The 19,588-nt window shown below is 74.3% G+C and carries 17 protein-coding genes; 12 read left to right on the top strand and 5 right to left on the bottom strand.

Annotated features, from left to right (window positions below; translation table 11 throughout):
* Positions 1–44: 44 nt before the first annotated feature.
* From AB0C84_RS13810 to AB0C84_RS13785, 6 genes are all read left to right on the top strand, one after another.
* On the top strand, positions 45–1,583 hold the full coding sequence (locus AB0C84_RS13810; RefSeq protein WP_361065183.1) for an MFS transporter: 1,539 nt from the start codon (positions 45–47) through the stop codon (positions 1,581–1,583).
* A gap of 125 nt (positions 1,584–1,708) precedes the next feature.
* Positions 1,709–2,623: an SPFH domain-containing protein gene (locus AB0C84_RS13805; RefSeq protein WP_361065472.1), complete on the top strand. Its 915-nt coding sequence runs from the start codon at positions 1,709–1,711 to the stop codon at positions 2,621–2,623.
* A gap of 12 nt (positions 2,624–2,635) precedes the next feature.
* Positions 2,636–2,878 carry a hypothetical protein gene (locus AB0C84_RS13800; protein ID WP_179847715.1) on the top strand — a complete coding sequence of 81 codons (243 nt, stop codon included), beginning with the start codon at positions 2,636–2,638 and terminating at the stop codon, positions 2,876–2,878.
* A gap of 2 nt (positions 2,879–2,880) precedes the next feature.
* The gene (locus AB0C84_RS13795) at positions 2,881–3,504 is read left to right on the top strand and encodes a GPP34 family phosphoprotein (RefSeq protein WP_361065180.1); all 624 of its coding nucleotides are present in this window, start codon (positions 2,881–2,883) and stop codon (positions 3,502–3,504) included.
* A 98-nt stretch (positions 3,505–3,602) separates the two neighbouring features.
* Positions 3,603–4,292 (top strand): lysophospholipid acyltransferase family protein, encoded by a 690-nt coding sequence (locus AB0C84_RS13790; RefSeq protein ID WP_361065177.1) that lies wholly within the window; start codon positions 3,603–3,605, stop codon positions 4,290–4,292.
* Between the two features lie 63 nt (positions 4,293–4,355).
* The gene (locus tag AB0C84_RS13785; protein ID WP_258943786.1) at positions 4,356–5,204 is read left to right on the top strand and encodes an ATP-binding protein; all 849 of its coding nucleotides are present in this window, start codon (positions 4,356–4,358) and stop codon (positions 5,202–5,204) included.
* Between the two features lie 3 nt (positions 5,205–5,207).
* On the opposite strand, the gene AB0C84_RS13780 is transcribed toward AB0C84_RS13785, so the two are convergent.
* On the bottom strand, positions 5,208–6,638 hold the full coding sequence (locus tag AB0C84_RS13780; RefSeq protein WP_361065174.1) for an MFS transporter: 1,431 nt from the start codon (positions 6,636–6,638) through the stop codon (positions 5,208–5,210).
* Positions 6,639–6,745: 107 nt separating this feature from the next.
* Here AB0C84_RS13780 and AB0C84_RS13775 point away from each other — a divergent pair, with 107 nt between their 5' ends.
* Positions 6,746–7,378 (top strand): TetR/AcrR family transcriptional regulator, encoded by a 633-nt coding sequence (locus tag AB0C84_RS13775; protein WP_361065171.1) that lies wholly within the window; start codon positions 6,746–6,748, stop codon positions 7,376–7,378.
* Between the two features lie 69 nt (positions 7,379–7,447).
* The gene (locus AB0C84_RS13770) at positions 7,448–8,689 is read left to right on the top strand and encodes a lipase (protein ID WP_361065168.1); all 1,242 of its coding nucleotides are present in this window, start codon (positions 7,448–7,450) and stop codon (positions 8,687–8,689) included.
* Here the strand turns inward: AB0C84_RS13770 and AB0C84_RS13765 are convergent.
* The gene (locus AB0C84_RS13765; protein ID WP_361065166.1) at positions 8,679–9,740 is read right to left on the bottom strand and encodes a mechanosensitive ion channel family protein; all 1,062 of its coding nucleotides are present in this window, start codon (positions 9,738–9,740) and stop codon (positions 8,679–8,681) included. The two genes, AB0C84_RS13770 and AB0C84_RS13765, sit on opposite strands and share 11 nt — an antisense overlap.
* A gap of 168 nt (positions 9,741–9,908) precedes the next feature.
* Here AB0C84_RS13765 and AB0C84_RS13760 point away from each other — a divergent pair, with 168 nt between their 5' ends.
* Entirely contained in the window at positions 9,909–11,549 is a 1,641-nt protein-coding gene (locus AB0C84_RS13760; protein ID WP_361065163.1) for a CocE/NonD family hydrolase, read from the top strand.
* A 17-nt stretch (positions 11,550–11,566) separates the two neighbouring features.
* Here the strand turns inward: AB0C84_RS13760 and AB0C84_RS13755 are convergent, their stop codons facing one another.
* Positions 11,567–12,022 carry a peroxiredoxin gene (locus AB0C84_RS13755; protein WP_361065161.1) on the bottom strand — a complete coding sequence of 152 codons (456 nt, stop codon included), beginning with the start codon at positions 12,020–12,022 and terminating at the stop codon, positions 11,567–11,569.
* 223 nt (positions 12,023–12,245) lie between these two features.
* Between AB0C84_RS13755 and AB0C84_RS13750 the strand changes: the two genes are divergently transcribed.
* The 3 genes from AB0C84_RS13750 to AB0C84_RS13740 all read left to right on the top strand — a co-directional run bounded on the left by AB0C84_RS13750 (position 12,246) and on the right by AB0C84_RS13740 (position 17,676).
* Positions 12,246–13,502, top strand: coding sequence for a glycosyltransferase (locus AB0C84_RS13750; RefSeq protein ID WP_179847709.1), 1,257 nt, complete (start codon positions 12,246–12,248; stop codon positions 13,500–13,502).
* Between the two features lie 98 nt (positions 13,503–13,600).
* Positions 13,601–16,552, top strand: coding sequence for an AAA family ATPase (locus tag AB0C84_RS13745; protein ID WP_361065158.1), 2,952 nt, complete (start codon positions 13,601–13,603; stop codon positions 16,550–16,552).
* Between the two features lie 296 nt (positions 16,553–16,848).
* On the top strand, positions 16,849–17,676 hold the full coding sequence (locus AB0C84_RS13740) for a nitroreductase/quinone reductase family protein (RefSeq protein ID WP_361065155.1): 828 nt from the start codon (positions 16,849–16,851) through the stop codon (positions 17,674–17,676).
* Here the strand turns inward: AB0C84_RS13740 and AB0C84_RS13735 are convergent.
* Both AB0C84_RS13735 and AB0C84_RS13730 read right to left on the bottom strand, forming a co-directional pair.
* A complete protein-coding gene (locus tag AB0C84_RS13735; RefSeq protein WP_361065152.1) occupies positions 17,673–18,755 on the bottom strand; it encodes a dihydrodipicolinate reductase in 1,083 nt (360 codons plus the stop codon). The genes AB0C84_RS13740 and AB0C84_RS13735 overlap by 4 nt on opposite strands.
* Entirely contained in the window at positions 18,752–19,540 is a 789-nt protein-coding gene (locus tag AB0C84_RS13730) for an SDR family oxidoreductase (RefSeq protein WP_361065149.1), read from the bottom strand. The genes AB0C84_RS13735 and AB0C84_RS13730 overlap by 4 nt, the downstream gene beginning before the upstream one ends.
* Between the last annotated feature and the right edge of the window lie 48 nt (positions 19,541–19,588).

Genomic DNA, 19,588 nt, shown 5'->3' with positions numbered 1-19,588 from the left:
GGACGGTGCGCGGACGGTCAGCGCGCCGCGCGAACCTTCCGGGCATGAACTCCTCAGCCCGCAAATGGAGCACCTTCGCGATCTGCCTGCTCGTCGCGCTCGTGCCGAACATCGACCTGACCGCGCTGAACCAGGCCGTCCCGCACCTGTCGGCCGACCTGCACCCGTCCGGCACGCAGATCCTGTGGATCGCCGACGCCTACGGGTTCGCGCTCGCCGGCCTGCTGATCACCATGGGCGGTGTCGGGGACCGCATCGGCCACAGGAGGCTGCTGCTGATCGGGACGGCGGTGTTCGCGGCCGCGTCCGCCGTGACCGCCTACGCGCCGAGCGCCGAACTGCTGATCGCGGCCCGCGCGCTGCTCGGGGTCGCGGGGGCGACGCTGATGCCGTCCTGCCTGTCGCTGCTGCGGCGCGCGTTCACCGAGCCCAAGGAGCGGACGATGGCGGTGGGCGCGTTCAGTGGCGTCGCGGGGCTCGCGGTCGGGCTCGGGCCCGTCGTCGGCGGCGCCCTGCTCGACCACTTCTGGTGGGGCTCCGTCTTCATGATCAACGTGCCGCTGATGGCGGTGGCGTTCGTCGCCGGCGCGTTCGTGCTGCCCGAGTCGCGCACCTCCGTCCCGGGCCGCCTCGACCTGATCAGCGTGCCGCTGTCGGTGGCCGGCGTCCTCGGCCTGGTGTTCGCGGTCAAGGAGGCCGCCGCGCACGGCGTGGACGAGCCCGCGGTGTACGTCTCGGCGCTGGCCGGCGCGCTCTCGCTGGCGGCGTTCCTCGTCCGGCAGGGGCGGGTGGCCGAGCCGCTGATCGACATCCGGCTGTTCCGCCGCGCCGCGTTCTCCGGGTCGGTCGGCACCAACATGTTCGCGATGTTCACCCTGGTCGCCCAGTCGCTGATCTTCTCGCTGTTCTTCCAGCTCGCGCTCGGCTGGTCGCCGCTGCGGTCGGGCCTGGCGGGCCTGCCCGGCGCGGCGGGCGCCATGATCGGCGGCGCCGCGCTCGCCCCGCCGCTGATCGGCGCGCTCGGCCGCGCCCGCGTCGTGGCGGCGGGCATGGTGCTCTCGGCCGGCGGCTTCGCCCTGTTCGTGACGTTCGGCCTGCACACCTCCTACTGGGCGATGGTCCCGGCGATGCTGCTGTCCGGCATCGGGATGGGGCTGGCGATGACCGTCACCGCCGACACCGTCCTCGCCTCGGTCCCCAAGGACCGTTCCGGCGCCGCGTCCGCGATCTCCGAGACGGCCACCGAGCTCGGCGGCGCGCTCGGCATGGCCGTCCTCGGCAGCGTGCTGAACGCGGTGTACCGGAACGTCCTGGACCTGCCCGCCGGCGTCCCGGCGCCGGCCGCGTCCGCCGCCCGCGACTCCCTCGGCGGCGCGCTCCAGGCGGCCGCGAACCTGCCGCAGGCGCTCGGTGACCAGGTCGCCGCCGCCGCCCGGGCCGCCTTCGTGGACGGCATGCACGCCGCCCTCACCTGCAGCGCCGGCCTCGCCGTCCTGGTCGCGGCGTTCGCGCTGGTGACGCTGCGCAACGTCCCCAAGCTCATCCCGGACACCGAGGAGCCGGAGCTCGTCTCCGCCCGCTGACCACCGCGTTCCCGTCCGGGGCCCGGACGGGAACGCGGCCTTCCTGGGAGATCGAGGTGGTATGTCCGGAATTTATGTGATATCACTTTGCTATGCCGATGATGGCACGGGAGAACGGGGACGACATGGTGGACGCGGCGGCGACGGTGGACATGCCACGGCCGAAGATCACGGAGCGGGCGGCGGCGGACCGCGGCGGCTGGGGGATGCTCGGGGTCGCGGTGGCGCTGATCCTGGCCGGGGCGGCGGCGGTGGTCGGCGGGGTGGCGGCGGGAGGCGAGCCCGCCATCGCGGTGGGCGTGGTGGCCGGGTCGCTGCTGGCGCTGGCGGGGCTGGCCGTCTCGGCGGGGCTGACGCCGGTGGCGCCCGGCGAGGCGCGGGTGCTCCAGCTCCTCGGGCGCTACAAGGGGACGGTCCGGAACGACGGGCTGCGGTGGGTGAACCCGCTGACGGAGCGGCGCAAGGTGTCGACGCGGATCCGCAACCACGAGACCGGGCTGGCGAAGGTCAACGACCTGGACGGGAACCCGATCGAGATCTCGGCCGTGGTCGTGTGGCAGGTGGCCGACACCGCGCGGGCCGTGTTCGAGGTGGACGACTTCGTGGAGTTCGTGGCGTTCCAGACCGAGGCGGCCGTCCGGCACATCGCGGGCAGTTTCCCCTACGACGCCCACGACCGGACGTCGCTGCGCGACAACGCCGACGAGATCACCGGACAGCTGTCGGACGAGCTGGCGCTGCGGGTGGCGTCCGCCGGGGTGAAAATCGTCGAGTCGCGGATCACCGGGCTGGCGTACGCGCCGGAGATCGCGCAGGCGATGCTGCGCCGCCAGCAGGCGGGCGCGGTGGTGGCGGCGCGGCAGCGGATCGTGGAGGGCGCGGTCGGCATGGTGCAGCTCGCGCTCGACCGGCTGGACGAGGAGAACGTGGTCGACCTGGACGAGGAGCGCAAGGCGGCGATGGTCAGCAACCTGCTGGTGGTGCTGTGCGCCGACCGCGACGCCCAGCCGGTGCTCAACACCGGCTCGCTCTACCAGTGACCGCGCCGACCAGTGGCGGAACGCAAGAAGATCCTGCTACGGCTGGACCCGGCCGTGCACGACGCGCTGGCACGGTGGGCCGCGGACGAGCTGCGCAGCACCAACGCGCAGATCGAGTTCCTGCTGCGCAAGGCGCTCGCGGACGCCGGGCGGATGCCGGGGTCGGCGGGACGGATGCGAGGGCCCGGGCGGCCGCGCAAGGCGCCGGCCGGCGAGGACGAGGAGAGCCCGCCGGGCGGCGGGGGCGAGGACTAGCGATGGTCGAGGTTCCGGAGTCGCTGCCGGCGCGGATGTACCTGCTGGCGTACGACCTGCGCAGGCAGCGGATGAGCAGTGGCGGCGCGCGGCTCGGCTACGTGCTGCGCGCCGCGGCGCTGACCGAGCTGTACCTGGACGGGCGGCTCGGCGAGGAGCGGCGCAGGCCCGTCCCGGGGACGCCGGGCGACGACCCGTACGGGGTGCTGGCGCAGATCGCGGCGTCGCGGCCGCGGTCGTGGCAGCACTGGGTGCGCAAGGACGCGCGGGCCGTCGAGGCCGCGGTCCGCGACGAGCTGGTGCGGGGCGGGTGGATCCGGGTCCACTCGCGCCGGGCGCTCGGGGTGTTCCCGCGCCGGGAGGTCGCCGTGAAGGACCCGCGGGTGGTGAAGTCGCTGTGGGGCGGGGCGTCGTCGGCGCTGCGGGGGCGTCCGGTGGCCCATGTGAACAGCTACGACGCCGCGGCGGTGGCGCTGGCGGCGGCGGGCGGGCTGACGACCGTCCTGCCGAGGCGGGACAGGCGGCGGCACCGGCGGCGGATCGCGGAGCTGACGGCGCGGACGGGGCCGGCGGCGCCCGCGGTCACGAAGGTGATCCGCCAGAAGAAGGCGGCGGCGAGCGGCTGAGCGGCGGGCAAGTGCGGATTCCTACAAGGTCCGGAGGGCCGAACTTGTATCGGCCCCCAGCGGCGGCGGGGGCGGCGCGCCCCATAGCCTGCTCGGACATGGACCCCGAACGCCTGATCTATCCCCTTATGAAGCACGTGGTCATGGGACCCGCGATGCGCCTGGCCTTCCTGCCGAGCGTGAGCGGCCTGCGGCACGTCCCGCGGATCGGGCCGGTGATTCTCGCGGCGAACCACCTGGCGTTCCTCGACTCGTTCGTGCTGCCGCTGATGGTGCCGCGCCGGGTCCACTTCCTCGGCAAGCACGAGTACTTCACCGGGGCGGGGATGAGGGGCCGCGTCACCGCGACGTTCTTCCGCAGCGTCGGCGCGATCGCGGTCGACCGGTCCGGGGGGCGGGCCGCGTTCGACGCGCTCGACACCTCGGCGGCGGTGCTGGAGGACGGCGGCGTGTTCGCGATCCACCCCGAGGGGACGCGGTCGCCGGACGGGCGGCTATACCGCGGCCGCACGGGCGTGGCGCGGCTGGCGATGCGGACCGGGGCGCCCGTCGTCCCGGTGGCGATCGCGGGCACCGACAAGGTGCAGCCCCGGGGGCAGGCCGTCCCGCGGCCGGGCCGGATCGGGCTGCGGATCGGCGCGCCGATGGACTTCCGCGACCGGGACAAGGGCGTGCCGCGCGGCCGGGCGGCCCGGCAGGTCACCGACGAGATCATGGAGGCGATCCAGGAACTGTCGGGCCAGGAGTACGTGGACGACTACGCCCCGATGCCCGCCGGACCGCGCTGATCGTCCGCCCCATGTTTCACCGTGTCCGATTGGGCACCTTTTATGGGGACGGATGGAGATGATGTGGAAATCACGATGGACCTCGTGCTTCCGCGCGACGTGGCGAGCGTTCCGGCGACGCGCAAGCTTCTGGACGCGGCACTGGCCGCGCTCGGTGTCGAGGGCCACATCCGCGACGACATCGAGATGATGCTGACCGAGGCGTGCACCAATGTGATCAAGCACGCCGAGCACGGGGCGGACTACACCGTGCGGGCGACGATCCAGGACCGGCGCTGCGTGATCAAGGTGATCGACTCGGGCACGGGCTTCGACGCGGCGCTCGTCCCGCTGCCCGATCCGGCCGCCGAGCAGGGGCGCGGCCTGATGATCATGCGGGCGCTGGCCGACGACGTCCGGTTCGCCTCGTTCCCCGAGGACGGGGCGCTGGTGGCGCTGGAGAAGCACCTGTCCTACGGCGAGGACAGCCTCGGCGGGCTCCTCACCGCCGGCAGCGACGTCCCGCGCGGGGACGGCTTCCGGCCCGCCTCGGACGAGCCCACGGCCCGGCTGTTCGAGATGGCGCGGACCGGCGACACGCGGCGCCTCCTCTCCCAGCTGGACAACGGGGTGTCGGTGGACCTGTCGGACCACAGGGGCGAGACCCTGCTGATGCACGCGGCCTTCCACGGGCACCCGGAGACCGTCCGCGCGCTCGCGATGCGCGGCGCCGACCCGGACCGGGCCGACGACCGCGGCCACCGCCCCCTCACGGGCGCGGTGTTCAAGCGGGAGAACGAGGTCGTGCGGGTCCTGCTGGAGGCGGGGGCCGACCCGCGGGCGGGATCGCCGTCGGCCGCCGACACGGCGCGGCTGGTCGGCGCCGACGAGATCCTCGCTTGGTTCGAGGAGGCCGCTCCCCCGCCCGCGTGAGGCTCAGCGCCGGACGCGCAGCACGAGCAAGGCCACCAGCAGAGCGGCGGCGGCGAACACCGCGCCGGTCGCGAACGCCGCGTCCATGCCGTCGACGGCGTCCGCGGGGCCGTGTCCGGACACCGCGGACCCGTAGGCGGTCACCATGACGGCCGAGCCGAGCGATCCGCCCGACCACAGCATGGCCTGGGCCACCCCGGCGGCCGCGCCGGACTGCTCCGGCTCGACGCTGCCCAGGATCGTCGCGTTCAGCGGCAGGATCGACAGCCCGCCGCCCGCGCCCATGAGGACGAACGGCCCCAGCAGCGCGCCGGTGTAGCCGTCCCCCGGGGACAGCCGCGACAGCCACAGCAGCCCGGCGCCGAGCAGGACCGTCCCGGCGATGACCAGGGGGCGGGCGCCGACGCGCGCCAGCAGCCGCGGCGCCGTCCGGACGACGGCGAACTGCATGCCGACCATCGGCAGGAACGCGGCGCCGGCGCGCAGCGGCCCGTAGCCGAGCACCTGCTGCAGGTACTGGGTCAGGAAGAAGAACGCGCCGAACATGGCGGCCGCCAGGCAGAGTTGGGTCAGGTAGGACGCGGCCCGGTCGCGTCCGGTCAGCAGCCACAGCGGCATGAGCGGGCGGCGGGCGCGGGCCTCGACGGCCACGAAGGCGGCCAGCAGCGCGGCCGCCGCCGCGAACGCCGCGACCGCCCGGCCGTCGCCCCAGCCGTCCGACCCGACCCGGATCAGCGCGTAGACCAGGGCGGACATGCCGCCGGTGGAGACGACGGCGCCGAGGGCGTCGAACCGGCCGGGGCGGCGCGGCGTCTCGGTGAGGACGCGCGGCGCGGCCAGCGCCAGGACCAGGCCGACCGGGACGTTGACGAAGAACACCCAGCGCCACGACCCGGCCTCGGTCAGCGCCCCGCCGACGATCATGCCGACGGCGGCGCCGGCGCCGGTCACGGCGGAGAAGACGCTCAGCGCGCGGACCCGGGCCGCGCCCTCGAAGTTGGTGGCGATCAGGGCCATCGCGCTCGGCGCGGCGACGGCGGCGGCGACGCCCTGGGCGGCCCGGGCGGCCAGCAGCCACCACCCGGCGTCGGCGAAGCCGCCCGCCAGGGACGCGGCGGTGAACAGCACGATTCCGGCGGTGAAGGCGCGGCGGCGGCCGAACACGTCCCCGGCGCGCCCGCCGAGCAGGAGCAGGCCGCCGAATGCGAGCATGTAGGAGTTCTGGATCCAGGCGAGGCCCCCGGTGGTCAGGCCGAGGCCCGTCCGGACGTCCGGGAGCGCGATGGTGACGACGGAGGTGTCCAGGCCGATCATGAGCTGGCAGCCGACGATGACGGCGAGGACGGTTCCTGCACGATGATGGAGGGGCGGCGCGGCCGGGCCGGGAGGTGTCGACTCCCGGTGCGCGGCCGTCCGCCCGCTGGCTGCGGTCAAGGCGAACCTTCCCAGAAATAAGGAACGGCGAAGTACACTATGTGGGGAACGTACCACCGACGCACGCGAAAGAGAACGCTAGCGTTCACTATTTTCGGGATCGTGCCGTGACCCGTGCCAACTCCGGTCCCCGGGCCGAGGCGGAGCCCTCCGCCGACGCGGGGCCCCCGGCGACCCGCCGCCGCGGCGGCGACCTGGAGGCCGCGATCTTCGACGCCGTGTTCGCCCAGCTGGAGGCCGTCGGCTACCGCGGGCTGACCATGGAGGGCGTCGCCGCCGGCGCCCGCACCGGCAAGGCCGCCCTCTACCGGCGCTGGCGGTCCAAGAACGAGCTGATCACCGACGCGCTCAGGCACGTCCTGCCCGAGCCGCCGACCCCGCCGGAGACCGGCTCGGTGCGCGAGGACATGCTCCAGGTCCTGCGGTGCCTGCGCGACACGCTGATCACCTGCCGCGGCGCGGCGTTCCGGGTGCTCAAGGAGGAGAGCGAAGAGGGCGTCGGCCTCATCCACGACGTCGTGCGCGACCGGCTGTCCAAGCCCGTCCGCGACCTGCTCTACCAGGCGCTCCGCGACGCCGCCGCGCGCGGGGAGATCCGGCCGGAGGCCGCGACCTGGCAGATCGCCAACGTGGGCCCGGCGGTGATGGTGTACGGCAACCTCACCGAGGGCGGCCCGATCACCGACGACGACCTGGCGTCGATCGTCGACGAGGTCCTCATGCCGATCGTGCGCCCCTGACGAAGGTCGGGGTGCGCGGCGGCCGTTCGACCATGATCGGGAGCGGTCCGGGGCCGGAAGGCTCGGGGCATGCGATCACTTGTGCCCCTCCGGCTGCTCGCGGCCGCGGCCGTCCTTCCCCTCGCCCTGTCCGCGTGCGGGGCCTCCGCCCGCGCGACGAAGACCGCCGCCACCGCGCCCGCCCGCTTCGAACTCCCCCGCCCCACGGGCACGCACCAGGCCATCGGGACGACCGAACTGCACCTCGTGGACGCCGGGCGCGCCGACCCGTGGGTCCCCGGCCGGAAACGCGAGCTGATGGTCAGCGTCTGGTACCCGGCCGCCCGGTCCTCTGGCCCGAAGGCGCCGTACCTGCGTCCCGGAGTCGCGAAGGCGCTGTCGGAGGCCGACGCGCTCGGCGTGTTCAAGGCCGGGACGGTCGACTGGGCGGGCGCCCGGACCCACGCCGCCGAGGGCGCCCCCGCGGACGCGCGGCGCGCCCGGCCCGTCGTCCTGTACTCCCCCGGGTTCGGCGTCCCGCGCGCGCTCGGCACCACGATCGCCGAGGAGCTGGCCGCCCGCGGGTACGTGGTGGTGACCGTGGACCACACCTACGAGACGGCGCCGGTCGAGTTCCCCGGCGGCCGGGTCGAGCCGCAGCGTCTTCCCCCGCAGGGGCCGCAGCGGCTGAAGACCGCGCTGGACGCGCGCGTGAAGGACACGCGCCTCGTCCTCGACCGGCTCGCCGCCCTGCGCGCCGGGAGCAACCCCGACGCCGAGGGACGGGCCCTGCCCCGCGGCCTCGGACGGGCCCTCGACCTGTCCCGGGTCGGCATGGTCGGGCACTCCGCGGGCGGCATCGAGGCGGCCGAGGCCATGCGCACCGACCGGCGAGTGGACGCGGGCATCGACATGGACGGCACCATGCAGTACGCGGAGAACGACTACGTGCGGGTCGCCGAGACCGGGCTCGACCGCGCGTTCATGCTGATGGGCGCCGCTTCCGGCGGCTCTCCGCAGACGCACCTGACGACCCCGTCCTGGGGGTCGTTCTGGAATCACTCGACCGGCTGGAAGCGCGACCTGAACGTGCCCACCGCGAGCCACTACTCCTACACCGACGTCCAGTCCGTCCTTCCGGCGCTGGACGCCGAGCTCGACATCCCCGCCGAGGACCGCGCCGCCCTCATCGGGACGGTCGACCCGGGACGGATGACGGCGTCGGTGCGGGCCTACGTCACCGCGTTCTTCGACCGGGCGCTGCTCGGACGGCACCGCCCGGTCCTCGACCGCCCGTCGCCCCGCTTCCCCGACGTGCGGTTCATCCGCTGATCAGGCCGTGCACGCCCTCGCCGCCGGGCAGGATGATCTGGCGGCGGGGGTAGGGCATCTCGATGCCCTCCTTGGCGAAGCGGCGGTGCAGCCGCTTGACGAACTCGTGCTTCAGCCGGAACTGGTCGCCGAACTCGTCGGTCCGCAGGATCACGGTGAAGCCGATCGAGGAGTCGCCGAAGGTGTGGAAGCGCACCAGCGTCTCGCTGTCCTTCACCCCGCCCTGGACCTCGTGCATGACCTCCTGGCCGACCTCGATGACCACGCTCTCGACGTGCTCCAGGTCGCTCTCGTAGGCCACGCGGGCCTGGATCAGCAGCGACATGTCCTCGGCGGGGCGGTGGTAGTTGGTGAGGATCGTGTCGGAGAACCGCTGGTTCGGGATGACCTCGATGTTGTCCGACAGCGTCCGGATGGAGGTGTTGCGCCAGTTGATGTCGACGACGTACCCCTCCTGCCCGCTGCTGAGCTTGATGTAGTCGCCGGGCTCGATCGTCTTGGACGCCAGGACGTGCACGCCCGCGAAGAGGTTGGCCAGCGTGTCCTGCAGGGCGAGCGCCACCGCGAGACCGCCCACGCCCAGGGCGCCGAGCAGCGGCGAGATGGAGATCCCGAGGCTCTGCAGCATCACCAGGACGCCGACGCCGATCACCAGGACCCGGGTGATGTTGGCGAAGATCGTCACATTGGCCGCGACGCCCTGCCGGACCATCGCGATCGAGGTGACCGAGCCCGCGATCAGCCGGGCCATCGCCAGCGAGACGATGAGGATGGCGGCGGCCGTGAGCGCCTTCGCGATCACGTCCAGCGTGCCCCGGGGCAACTCCAGCGCCAGGGCCGCGCCCCACAGGCCGAGCAGCACCGAGACGGGCACCGCCAGGTCCTTGACCAGGCGGGCGGCCAGGTCGTCCCACGCCCACCGGGTGTCGCCCGCCCGCTTGAACAGCCGGCCGGTCAGCAGCCGCAGGACCACCGCGATCCCGACCGCCACCACCAGCACGGCGGCGGCCCCCACAACCCGATGCCAGCTCAGATCGCCCAGATGGACCATGACGCGGCAGATTCCTCCTCTGTCCGGGGAGGCATGGTGCCGCCCGTTGAAATTTCCGATTTGCGTGTTTACGCCTCCCCGATCGTAGTGAAGACCCGGGGCACTGCGAGGCACATCACGGCACATCTGGCCGCGGGGTCCGGCGACCTGGCGGATACGATCGATCAAGTGGTGAGCGTGGGAGTGATGCGCCGGCTCGGGGTCACGGCGCTGGGACTGCGGAACGGCCCCCACCGGGTGACGGTCGAGCGGGACCTGGAGGTGCCGGCCGCCGACGGCGTGACGCTGCTGGCCGACCGGTACTCGCCCGCCGGCGTCGAGAAGGCGCCGACGGTGCTGGTCCGCTCGCCCTACGGGCGGCGCGGGCCGTTCGGCCTGATGTGCGGGCAGGGGTTCGCCTCGCACGGGTTCCAGGCCGTCGTGCAGAGCGTGCGCGGCGGCTTCGGGTCCGGCGGCGTCTTCGAGGCGCTGGACGAGCGGGAGGACGGCCTCGCCACCATCGAGTGGCTGACGTCGCAGCCGTGGTTCGGCGGCACGTTCGCCATGCACGGGCCGAGCTATCTCGGCTACGTCCAGTGGGCCGTCGCCGCCGAGGCCGGACCCGAGCTGAAGGCGCTGTCGATGCAGGTCACGGCGTCCACCTTCCGCGACGCCGTCAACGTCGGCGGCACCTTCGCGCTGGAGTCGGCGCTCATCTGGGTCGACCTGACCGCGCGGATGAAGAACTCCCTGTCGGGCATCACGACCGGCATCATGTCGCCGCGCCGCGCCCGCCGCGCCACCCTGTCGGGACGCCCGCTGGCCGAGCTGGACCGGCTCGCCACCGGCGAGCAGCAGCGCTTCTTCCAGGACCTGCTCGTCAACGGCCCGGACACCCCGTTCTGGGACAAGCGCGACTTCAGCACCACCGTGTCACAGGTCACCGCGCCGGTGAACATGACCGGCGGCTGGTACGACATCTTCCTGCCCTGGCAGATGAAGGACTACGCGGCCCTGCGCGCCGCCGGCCGGCGCCCCTACCTGACGATCGGCCCCTGGTTCCACGCCGACCAGCGCATGATGCGCGGCTCGGTCGCCGACGCGATCGCGTGGTTCCGCGCCCACCTGCTGGACGACCCGTCCGGGCTGCGCGCGCAGCCCGTCCGGCTCTTCATCACCGGCGCGGACGAGTGGCGCGAGTTCCCCGACTGGCCCGTCCCCGGCATGCGCGAGGAGCGCTGGCACCTGCACCCGGCGGGCGCCCTGGCCCCGGACGGGCCGCCGGAGTCCGATCCCGACGCCTACCGCTACGACCCGAACCACCCGACCCCGTTCCTCGGCGGCCCGACCCTGCTCGGCGAGACGCACCCGTCCACCGACCAGAAGCGCCTGGAGCGCCGCCGGGACGTGCTGACCTACACCTCGGGCGTGCTGGACGAGGACATGGAGGTCATCGGCCCGGTCACCGCCGACCTGCACGTCCGCTCGAACCGCGAGCACACCGACTTCGTCGTGCGGCTCTGCGACGTCACCCCCGAGGGCGAGTCCCTCAACCTGTGCGAGGGCATGCGCAGCCTCGTCCCCGGCACCCCGGAACCCGGGGACGACGGCGTCCGCCGCGTCGCCATCGAACTCTGGCCGGTCGGCCACCGCTTCCGCCGCGGGCACCGCGTCCGCGTGCAGGTCGCCAGCGGCGCCTACCCCCGCGTGGCCCGCAATCCCGGCACCGGCGCCCCGATCGGCACCGCCACCGAGATGCTCACCGCCGACCAGGAGATCTTCCACGCCCCGGGCCACCCGTCCTCGATCACTCTGCCGATCATCGGCTGAGCGGCGGGGCGGCCGGGTCAGCCGCGGCGGGCCCTGAGGGCCTCCAGGGCCCTGTCGGCGTGGGCGTTCATGCGGATCTCGCTCTTGACGACCGCGAGGACGCGGCGGTCGGTGTCGATGACGAACGTCTGGCGCCTGGTCGGCATGAGGGCCACGGAGCGCTTGACGCCGAAGCGCGCGCGGACCTCGCCGGACGGGTCGGACAGCAGCGGGTAGCCGAGCGCGTGCTTCTCGGCGAACTCCTTCTGCCTGCCGACCGGGTCGGCGCTGATGCCCACGGCGTGGCCGCCCGCCTCGGCGAGCTCGGCGACCACGTCGCGGAAGTGGCAGGCCTCGGCGGTGCAGCCGGGGGTCATGGCCGCCGGGTAGAAGAACAGGACCACGGGGCCCTCGGCCAGCAGGCCGGTCAGGGTGCGGGGTTCGCCCGTCTCGTCCGGGAGTTCGAAGTCGTCGACGACGTCACCGGGTCTCATGGGTCGAACCTAGCCGAGCAGGCGGGCGGGACGGACCAGAGCGGTTCGTCGTTCATCGAGAAAAGTATCGTCGCAGGGTGGGCGCCCTCCCGAGGGTCCCGGGGGTAGGTATTCCGTTTCGTCAGGTTTGACGGAGAGCGGGGAGGGATAGGAAACTGACCGAGCAGGTGTCTACGACGCAGATACCTCCGAGCTTCCCCTGCGTAGTCCCGGAGGATCCGTCATGCATCACCCGCTTCACATTGCTCTGGTGTCCGCCTCCGACCTTGACGGCGAGCACCTGCAGTCAGTCCACGTCCGGGATCTCGCTCGTTCCCTCACCCGTCCGCTGACCGCCGACGGTGAGCCGAACCAGGTCACGGTCTACACGCGCCGCCAGGACAGGGCCGCCCGCGGTCGCGTCAAGCTCGCTCCGGGCGCCGCCCAGGTGAACCTGGACGCCGGGCCCGCCCGCCCGCTGTCGGACGACGAGCTGCTCCAGCACCTTCGCGACTTCGCCGACGGGCTGCGCCGCCGCTGGTCCGGCTCGGCGCGACCCGACATCGTGCACGCGCACGGCTGGATCGGCGGCCTGGCCGCCTGCGCCGTCGCCCGCGAGCTCGACATCCCCTTCGTGCAGAGCTACCACGGCGTGGCCGCCGTCGAGCGGCAGGCCGGACGCCAGGTCCACCCCCACCGCGACCGCCTGGAGAAGGCCATCGGGCGGGACGCCGACCTGGTGCTGGCCGGGCACGCCGAGGAGGCCACCGCGGTCGTGCGGACCGGCGTCCCGCGGCCCTCGGTCGCGGTCGTCCCCTACGGCGTGGACTCCGAGCTGTTCGCGCAGGTCGGCCCGGCCATGCCGCACGGCGACCGGCCCCGCCTGGTGATGGTCAGCGAGGACCTCGGCTCCGACGTCGAGACCGCGCTGCGCGCCCTGGTGCACGTCCCCGACGCCGAGCTGGCCGTCGCCGGCGGCCCGGAGCGCGAGGACCTGGAGCACGACTCGGCCGTCCACCGGCTGCGGCTGCTGGCCAAGGAGCTGCACGTCGCCGACCGGGTCATCTTCCTCGGGCGGCTGCCCCGCAAGACCCTGCCGAAGCTGCTGCGGACCGCGAGCCTCGCGCTCTGCCTGGCCCCGCACCAGCCGTCCCCGACGGCGCCGCTGGAGGCCATGGCCTGCGGCGTCCCCGTGGCGGCGACCCCGGTCGGCGGCAACGCCGACGAGGTCCTGGACCACATCACCGGCATCCACGTCCCGGCGGGGCGGCCGGTCGTGATCGGGCGGGCGATCCGGCAGCTGCTGTCGGAGGACACCACCCTGCACGGCTACTCGATCGCCGCCGGCGACCGCGCCCGCTCCCGCTACTCCCTGGAGCGGATCGCCGCCGAGACCCTCCGCGCCTACCTGAAGGTGCTGCCCGTTCCGGAGCCGGAGCCGGCGGCGCAGGAGGACGAGGCGGAGCGCGAGACCGACAAGGCCCCCGCCCTCGCCGGCTGACGCGCACCGGCCCCGCGGGCCCCGGACCTGCCGGTCCGGGGCCCGTTCACGTCCCCCCGGGTGGGATACTCGACCGAGATGACCAGAAAGGGCATTTCGTGCTGATCGGCAGGGCGACGGAGCTCGCGGAGCTGACCGCCGCGCTGGACCGCGCCACCGCGGGCGGCGCGGGCGTCGTGCTGGTCAGCGGGGACGCGGGGGTCGGCAAGACGCACCTGGTGTCCGCGCTCACCGCCGCCGCCGTCGACCGCGGCTGCGCCGTGCTCGTCGGGCAGTGCGCCGAGCTGGGCGAGAGCATGCCCTACCTGCCGCTCACCGACGCCCTGTGGGCCGCCGCGCACGCCGCGACGCCGGAGGCCGGCGAGGTGCGCGCCGCGCTGGAAGCCCGGCCCGCGCTCGCGCGCCTGCTGCCCGACGGCGAGGGCGGCCCCGGCGCGGGCTCCGAACTCGGCCAGCAGCAGCTGTTCGGCGCGGTGCTCGGGCTGCTCGGCGAACTGGGCGACGAGCGGCCCGTCTTGCTCGTCCTGGAGGACCTGCACTGGGCCGACCGGTCGACGCGGCACCTGCTGACGTTCCTCAGCCGCGTCCTGCAGCGCGAGCGGGTCTGCCTCGTCGGGACGTACCGGTCCGACGACCTGCACCGGCGGCACCCGCTGCGGCCCGTGGTCGCCGAGCTGCTGCGGCTGCCGAACGTGACGGGCGTCGAGGTCCGCCCGTTCGGCCGGGGCGAGACGGCCCAGTACCTCGCCGAGCTGGCGCGCGGGTCCGGCCCGGTCACGGCGCGGACCGTCGAGCGGGTGCACCGCCGGTCGGAGGGCAACCCCTTCTACGCCGCCGAGCTGTACTCCTCGGGCCTGGACGACCGCGACGACGGGGCGGCCGGGCTGCCGTCCGCGCTCGCCGACCTGCTGCTGTCGCGGATCGAGCGGCTGTCGGACGCGGGCCAGCGCGTGGTGCGGGTCGCGGCCGTGGCGGGACGCCGCGTCGACGACGAGCTGGTCCGCGTCGTGGCGGGGCTGGACGAGGCGACGGTCGGCGAGGCGCTGCGCGAGGTGGTGTCGCACCAGCTGCTCGTCCCGTCCGGCACCGGGTACACGTTCCGGCACGCGCTGCTGCGCGAGGCCGTCTACGCCGACCTGCTGCCCGGCGAGCGGACCCGGCTGCACGCCGACTTCGCCCGGCTCCTCGCCGGCCTCCCCGCCGGCACGCGCGGATCGGCCGCCGAGCTGGCGCACCACAGCCTCGCCGCGCACGACCTGCCCGCCGCGTTCGCCGCGTCCGTCCGGGCGGGCCGGGAGGCCGACCGCCTCGCCGCGCCCGCCGAGGCCTACGAGCACTACGACCGGGCGCTGGAGCTGTGGGACGCGGTCACCGACCCGGAGGCCGCCGCCGGCACGGACCGGATGCGCCTGTCGCTGGCGGCCGCCCAGGCGTCCGCGCGGGCCGGCGAGCTGCGGCGGGCGGTGCACCGGCTGCGCCGGGTGCTGGCCGCCGCCGACCCCGCCGACGTGCGGCTCGGCTGCCTGCTGCGCGAGCACCTGGCCGGCTACCTCGGCGACATCGACGAGGACGCCGAGTCGCAGGCGGTGGCGCGGGAGGCGGTGGCGATGCTGCCGGCCGACCCGCCGACCGTGGAGCGCGCCGACGCGCTCGCCACCTACGCCCGGACGCTGATGTACCGGGACGAGGCCGGGGAGATGCCCGGGTACGCCGAGCGCGCCATCGAGACGGCGCGCGAGGCGGGCGCCACCGGCGCCGAGGCCAGCCTGCTGGTCACGCTCGGCCTGTACCGCGAGTCGCGGGAGGCCGACACCGGCGTCGCGGAGGTGTTCGCCCGCGCCCACGAGCTCGCCGCGGCCGCCGGCGACAGCTCCATGATCGCGATGCGGGCGGCGTTCCACCACGCCCGGACGAAGTTCGACCGCGGCGACCTCGCGGGCGCGGTCCGCGCCGCCGACGCGGGCGTGAAGTACGCCGTCGACAACGGGATCGTGTGGAGCACGTTCGGCATCGTGCTGCGGTCCCTGCGCTACCTGGTCCACTACACGTCGGGGAACTGGGGGGAGGCGGGGCGGCTCGCCGACGAGTTCGCGGTGCAGGTCGTCCGCACCCCCGAGGCGCAGGTGTCGGCGTACGCCCTGTTCCTGGAGGTCGCGCAGGGCGCCCCGACGGTCGAGGAGCGGCTGCGCTGGATCGCTCCGCTGTGGGGGCAGGACGGGTTCGTCAACTACCTCGCCCGGGGCCTCGCCGCCGAGCACGCGCTGTGGCGCGGCGACCCGGACACGGCGGCAGAGCACGTCCGCGACCTCCTCGACACCGTCTACATCCAGACGGTCGGGGCCATCCGCATCGCCGCGACCGGGCTGTGGGCGGAGGCCGACCGGGCGGCCCGCGCCCGCGCCGCCGGCGACGAGGAGACGCTGCGGGCGGCGCGGGAGACCGGCGACCTGCTCCTGCGGACCGCGCGCAGCGTCGTCGCGGTCAACGTCGACGGGCAGCCGCGCACCTGGCTCGGCTGGGAGGGGCAGGGCTGGCTGGCGCGCGCCGAGGCCGAGCGCCGCCGTCTGGACGGCGTCCACGACGTGGAGCTGTGGCGCCGCACGGCCGAGCTGTTCACCTACGGCGACGCCGACGGCGGGTTCGTCTACGAGGTGGCGCGGTCGCGGTGGCGGCTGGCGGAGGCGCTGGCGGAGAACGGCGACCGGGACGAGGCCGCCGTGCAGTGGCGCGCGGCGGTGCAGGCCGCCGAGCGGCTCGGCGCCAGGCCGCTGCTGGCCGCGCTGCGCGACCTCGGCGCCCGTGCCCGGCTCGGGACCGGCCGCGCGGGCGCGGCGCCGAGGACCGGGCCGTCCGGTCCGCTCGCCTCCCTCACCGGGCGGGAGCGGGAGGTGCTCAAGCTCGTCGCCGAGGGCCGCAACAACCGGGAGATCGCGGCGGCGCTGTTCATCTCCCCGAAGACGGCGAGCGTGCACGTGTCGAACATCCTCGGCAAGCTGAACGTCTCCAGCCGCACCCAGGCCGCCGCCGTCGCCCACCGCGAAGGCATCTGATCTTGCAATTCCGGAGCTCGCGCCGGTAATGTGCATTTCGTGACTGCCGGGTCGGCCATGGGCCACGAGCGAGTGAGGTTCCCGGCCTCCGAGTGAGGCCGGAGCGGGCGCGAGGCCCGCCTCTTCCACTCCCCTTCCCCTCCTTCTTCCACGTGCGCCGCACGCCGTTTCTCGCGTGCGCAGCACGACGTCATCCCGCATGCCCGCGCTTTCGGCATGCCCTTTCACACCTTTCCCAAGCCACGGCCGCGCGTTCTTTCCGTGGCTTATTCGCCATGCCCGGAAACAGGAGACAGATGGATTTCAACAAGCAGGTCATCGAGGAGTTCCGCGCCAACGGCGGACGGGTCGGCGGCCCGTTCGAGGACGGGCGGCTGCTCCTGCTGACCACGACCGGGGCGCGCAGCGGCGCCCCGCACACGACGCCGCTCGGCTACCTGCCCGACGGCGTCGGGCGCGTCCTGGTCATCGGCTCGGCCGGAGGAGCGCCGCGGGACCCGGCCTGGTACCACAACCTGGTCGCGAACCCGCGCGTCACGGTCGAGAGCGGCGTTTTCGCCTACGAGGCCGAAGCCGTCGTTCTGGAGGGCGACGAGCGCGACCGCGCCTTCGCCCGGGCCGCCGAGGCCGACCCCGGCTGGGCCGAGTACGAGGAGAAGTCGGGACGGACGCTCCCCGTCGTCGCCCTGGTCCAGGTCGCCGCAGGGCCGCCCTCCGGGCCGCGGTCGCCGAGCGCCATGCTGGTCGCGGTGCACGACGCGTTCCGCGGGGAACTGGAGCTGATCCGCAAGGAGGTCGCCGCGTCCGGGGCCGCCGTGGGCGCTCAGCTGCGGGTCAACTGCCTGACGATGTGCCAGGGGCTCGGCCACCACCACATGGGCGAGGACCAGCAGATGTTCCCGCTCCTGGAGCGGGAGCATCCGGATCTCGCGCCGGCCCTGGCGCGCCTGCGGGACGAGCACGAGGTGGTGGCGGAGCTGCTGGACGAGCTGCGCCGGGCCCTCGACTCCGGCGACTCCGCGTCGCTGCTCGCCGAGGTCGAACGGCTCACCGCCGCCCTGGAGGCGCACCTGGACCACGAGGAGGAGCGGCTCCTCCCGCTCCTCGACGCCCTCGTGTTCTAGCGCGCCTCCCGGGCCCGGAGGAGCCCGCGGCCCGGGATCAGCGGAAGGTCCAGGGCGGTGAGCAGGCCGGGGGGCGCCTCGACGACGGCGGGGACGGCGTTGACGAGGCGCATCGCGGTGGCCTTCAGGCCCGCGGTGTTGTGGTCGCCGTCGGTACCGAGGAGCCGCAGGTCCACCGTGTAGTTCGGCTCGCCTCGGACCTCGACGCGGTAGCAGCCCGCCCCGGCGGGCTGCGGCCAGTCGGGGGCGAGGTCGTCGCGGAGCCGGGTGACGTGCTCCAGGACGACGACGGCCTCCCCGCCGCGCATGCCCCGCACCTCGAACCGCAGTGCGGCGGCCGTGCCCTTCTCGATCGTCCCGGCGGAGACGGCGAAGGTCTCGGGCGCGGGAAGGCGGGTGTGCCATTCGGCGATCTCGTCCAGCTCGGCGCCGAGGCCGGCGGCGATCTGCCGGACGACGCTCCCCCACGCCATGGTGAGCACGCCGGGTTGCAGCAGCATCGGGACGTCGTCCAGCGGGCGGCCGAAGCCCATGATGTCGAACAGGACCGTGGCCTGGTCATAGGTGTTGTAGTTGAGGATCTCCATGCAGCGGACCTGGTCGATGCGCTCGCTGATGCCGGTGACCGCCAGCGGCAGCACGTCGTTGGCGAAGCCGGGGTCGATGCCGTTGACGAACACCGACGCGCCGCCGGCCGCCGCCGCCTCGCGCACCGGGTCGGACATCTCCGGCGGGACGACGCCGTCCGGGAACTGCAGGAACACCGGGCTGCTGGAGACGACGTTCACCCCGGCGCGCAGGATGCGGCACAGGTCGTCGATCGCCTCCATCAGCCGGACGTCGGCCATCGAGGTGTAGACGACGCAGTCGGGCCGCAGGGCGAGCAGCGCCTCGGCGTCGCCGGTGGCGGCGACGCCGAGGTCGCGGCCGAGGCCCGCCAGGTCCCCGGCGTCCCGGCCGATCTTGGCCGGGTTGGAGACCCAGACCCCGGCGAGTTCGAGGTCGGGCCGGGCGTCGATGCCGGCGATCGCGTGCCGCCCGACGTTGCCGGTGCTCCACTGGACGACGCGGTAGGTCACAGGTCCTCCAGGCCGAGGTCGAGGTTGGGGGCCTCGATGCCGCCGTCCACGCGCAGCACGCTGCCGGTGACGTAGGCGGAGGCGGGCGAGGCGAGGTAGAGCACGGCGGCGGCCACGTCCTCGGGCTCGCCGACGCGGCGCAGCGGCGTCCTGCGCTCCATCTCGGTGCGCAGCTCGTCGCTGGTCATGACGACGTCGAGCGCGGACGTCGCGACGGAGCCGACGGCGATCGCGTTGACCCGCACGCGCGGGGCCAGGTCGAACGCCGCGAGCCGGGTGTAGTGGGCGAGGGCCGCCTTGGCGCTGCCGTAGGCCAGGTAGCCGCGGCCCGCGATCCGCCCCATGGCCGAGGAGATGTTGACGACGCTGCCGCCGTCCGCCTTCAGCAGGTGCGGGACGGCCGCGCGGGTCAGCGCGTGCGCGGTGCCGACGTTGAACCGGAACGCCTTCTCCATGTGCCGGGGCGAGGTGTCCAGGAAGGCGGCGGGCATGGCGCCGCCCATGTTGTTCACCACGATGTCCAGGCGGCCGAACTCGCCGGCGGCGAGGCCGGCCAGCTCGGCGGCGGTCTCGGGATCGGCGAGGTCGGAGGGGACGACCAGCGCCCGCCGCCCGGCCGCCTCGATCCCGGCGGCGACCTCGTCGAGCTGCTCGCGCGTCCGGGAGGAGATCACCACGTCGGCGCCCGCCTGGGCGAGCGCGACCGCGGTGGCCGCTCCGATCCCCCGGCCCGCGCCGGTCACCACCGCCACCCTGCCGTCGATTCGGAACCGCTCCGAGATCACCGGCGTCACCTCCGGTCCGTCGCCTTGCCGCCCGCACAGCCTACGCAG

The organism is Actinomadura sp. NPDC048955, assembly GCF_040649435.1.
GTDB lineage: Bacteria > Actinomycetota > Actinomycetes > Streptosporangiales > Streptosporangiaceae > Spirillospora > Spirillospora luteofluorescens.
The sequence above is the reverse complement of the archived record's forward strand: the minus strand, read 5'-3'. Positions and strand labels throughout refer to the sequence as shown.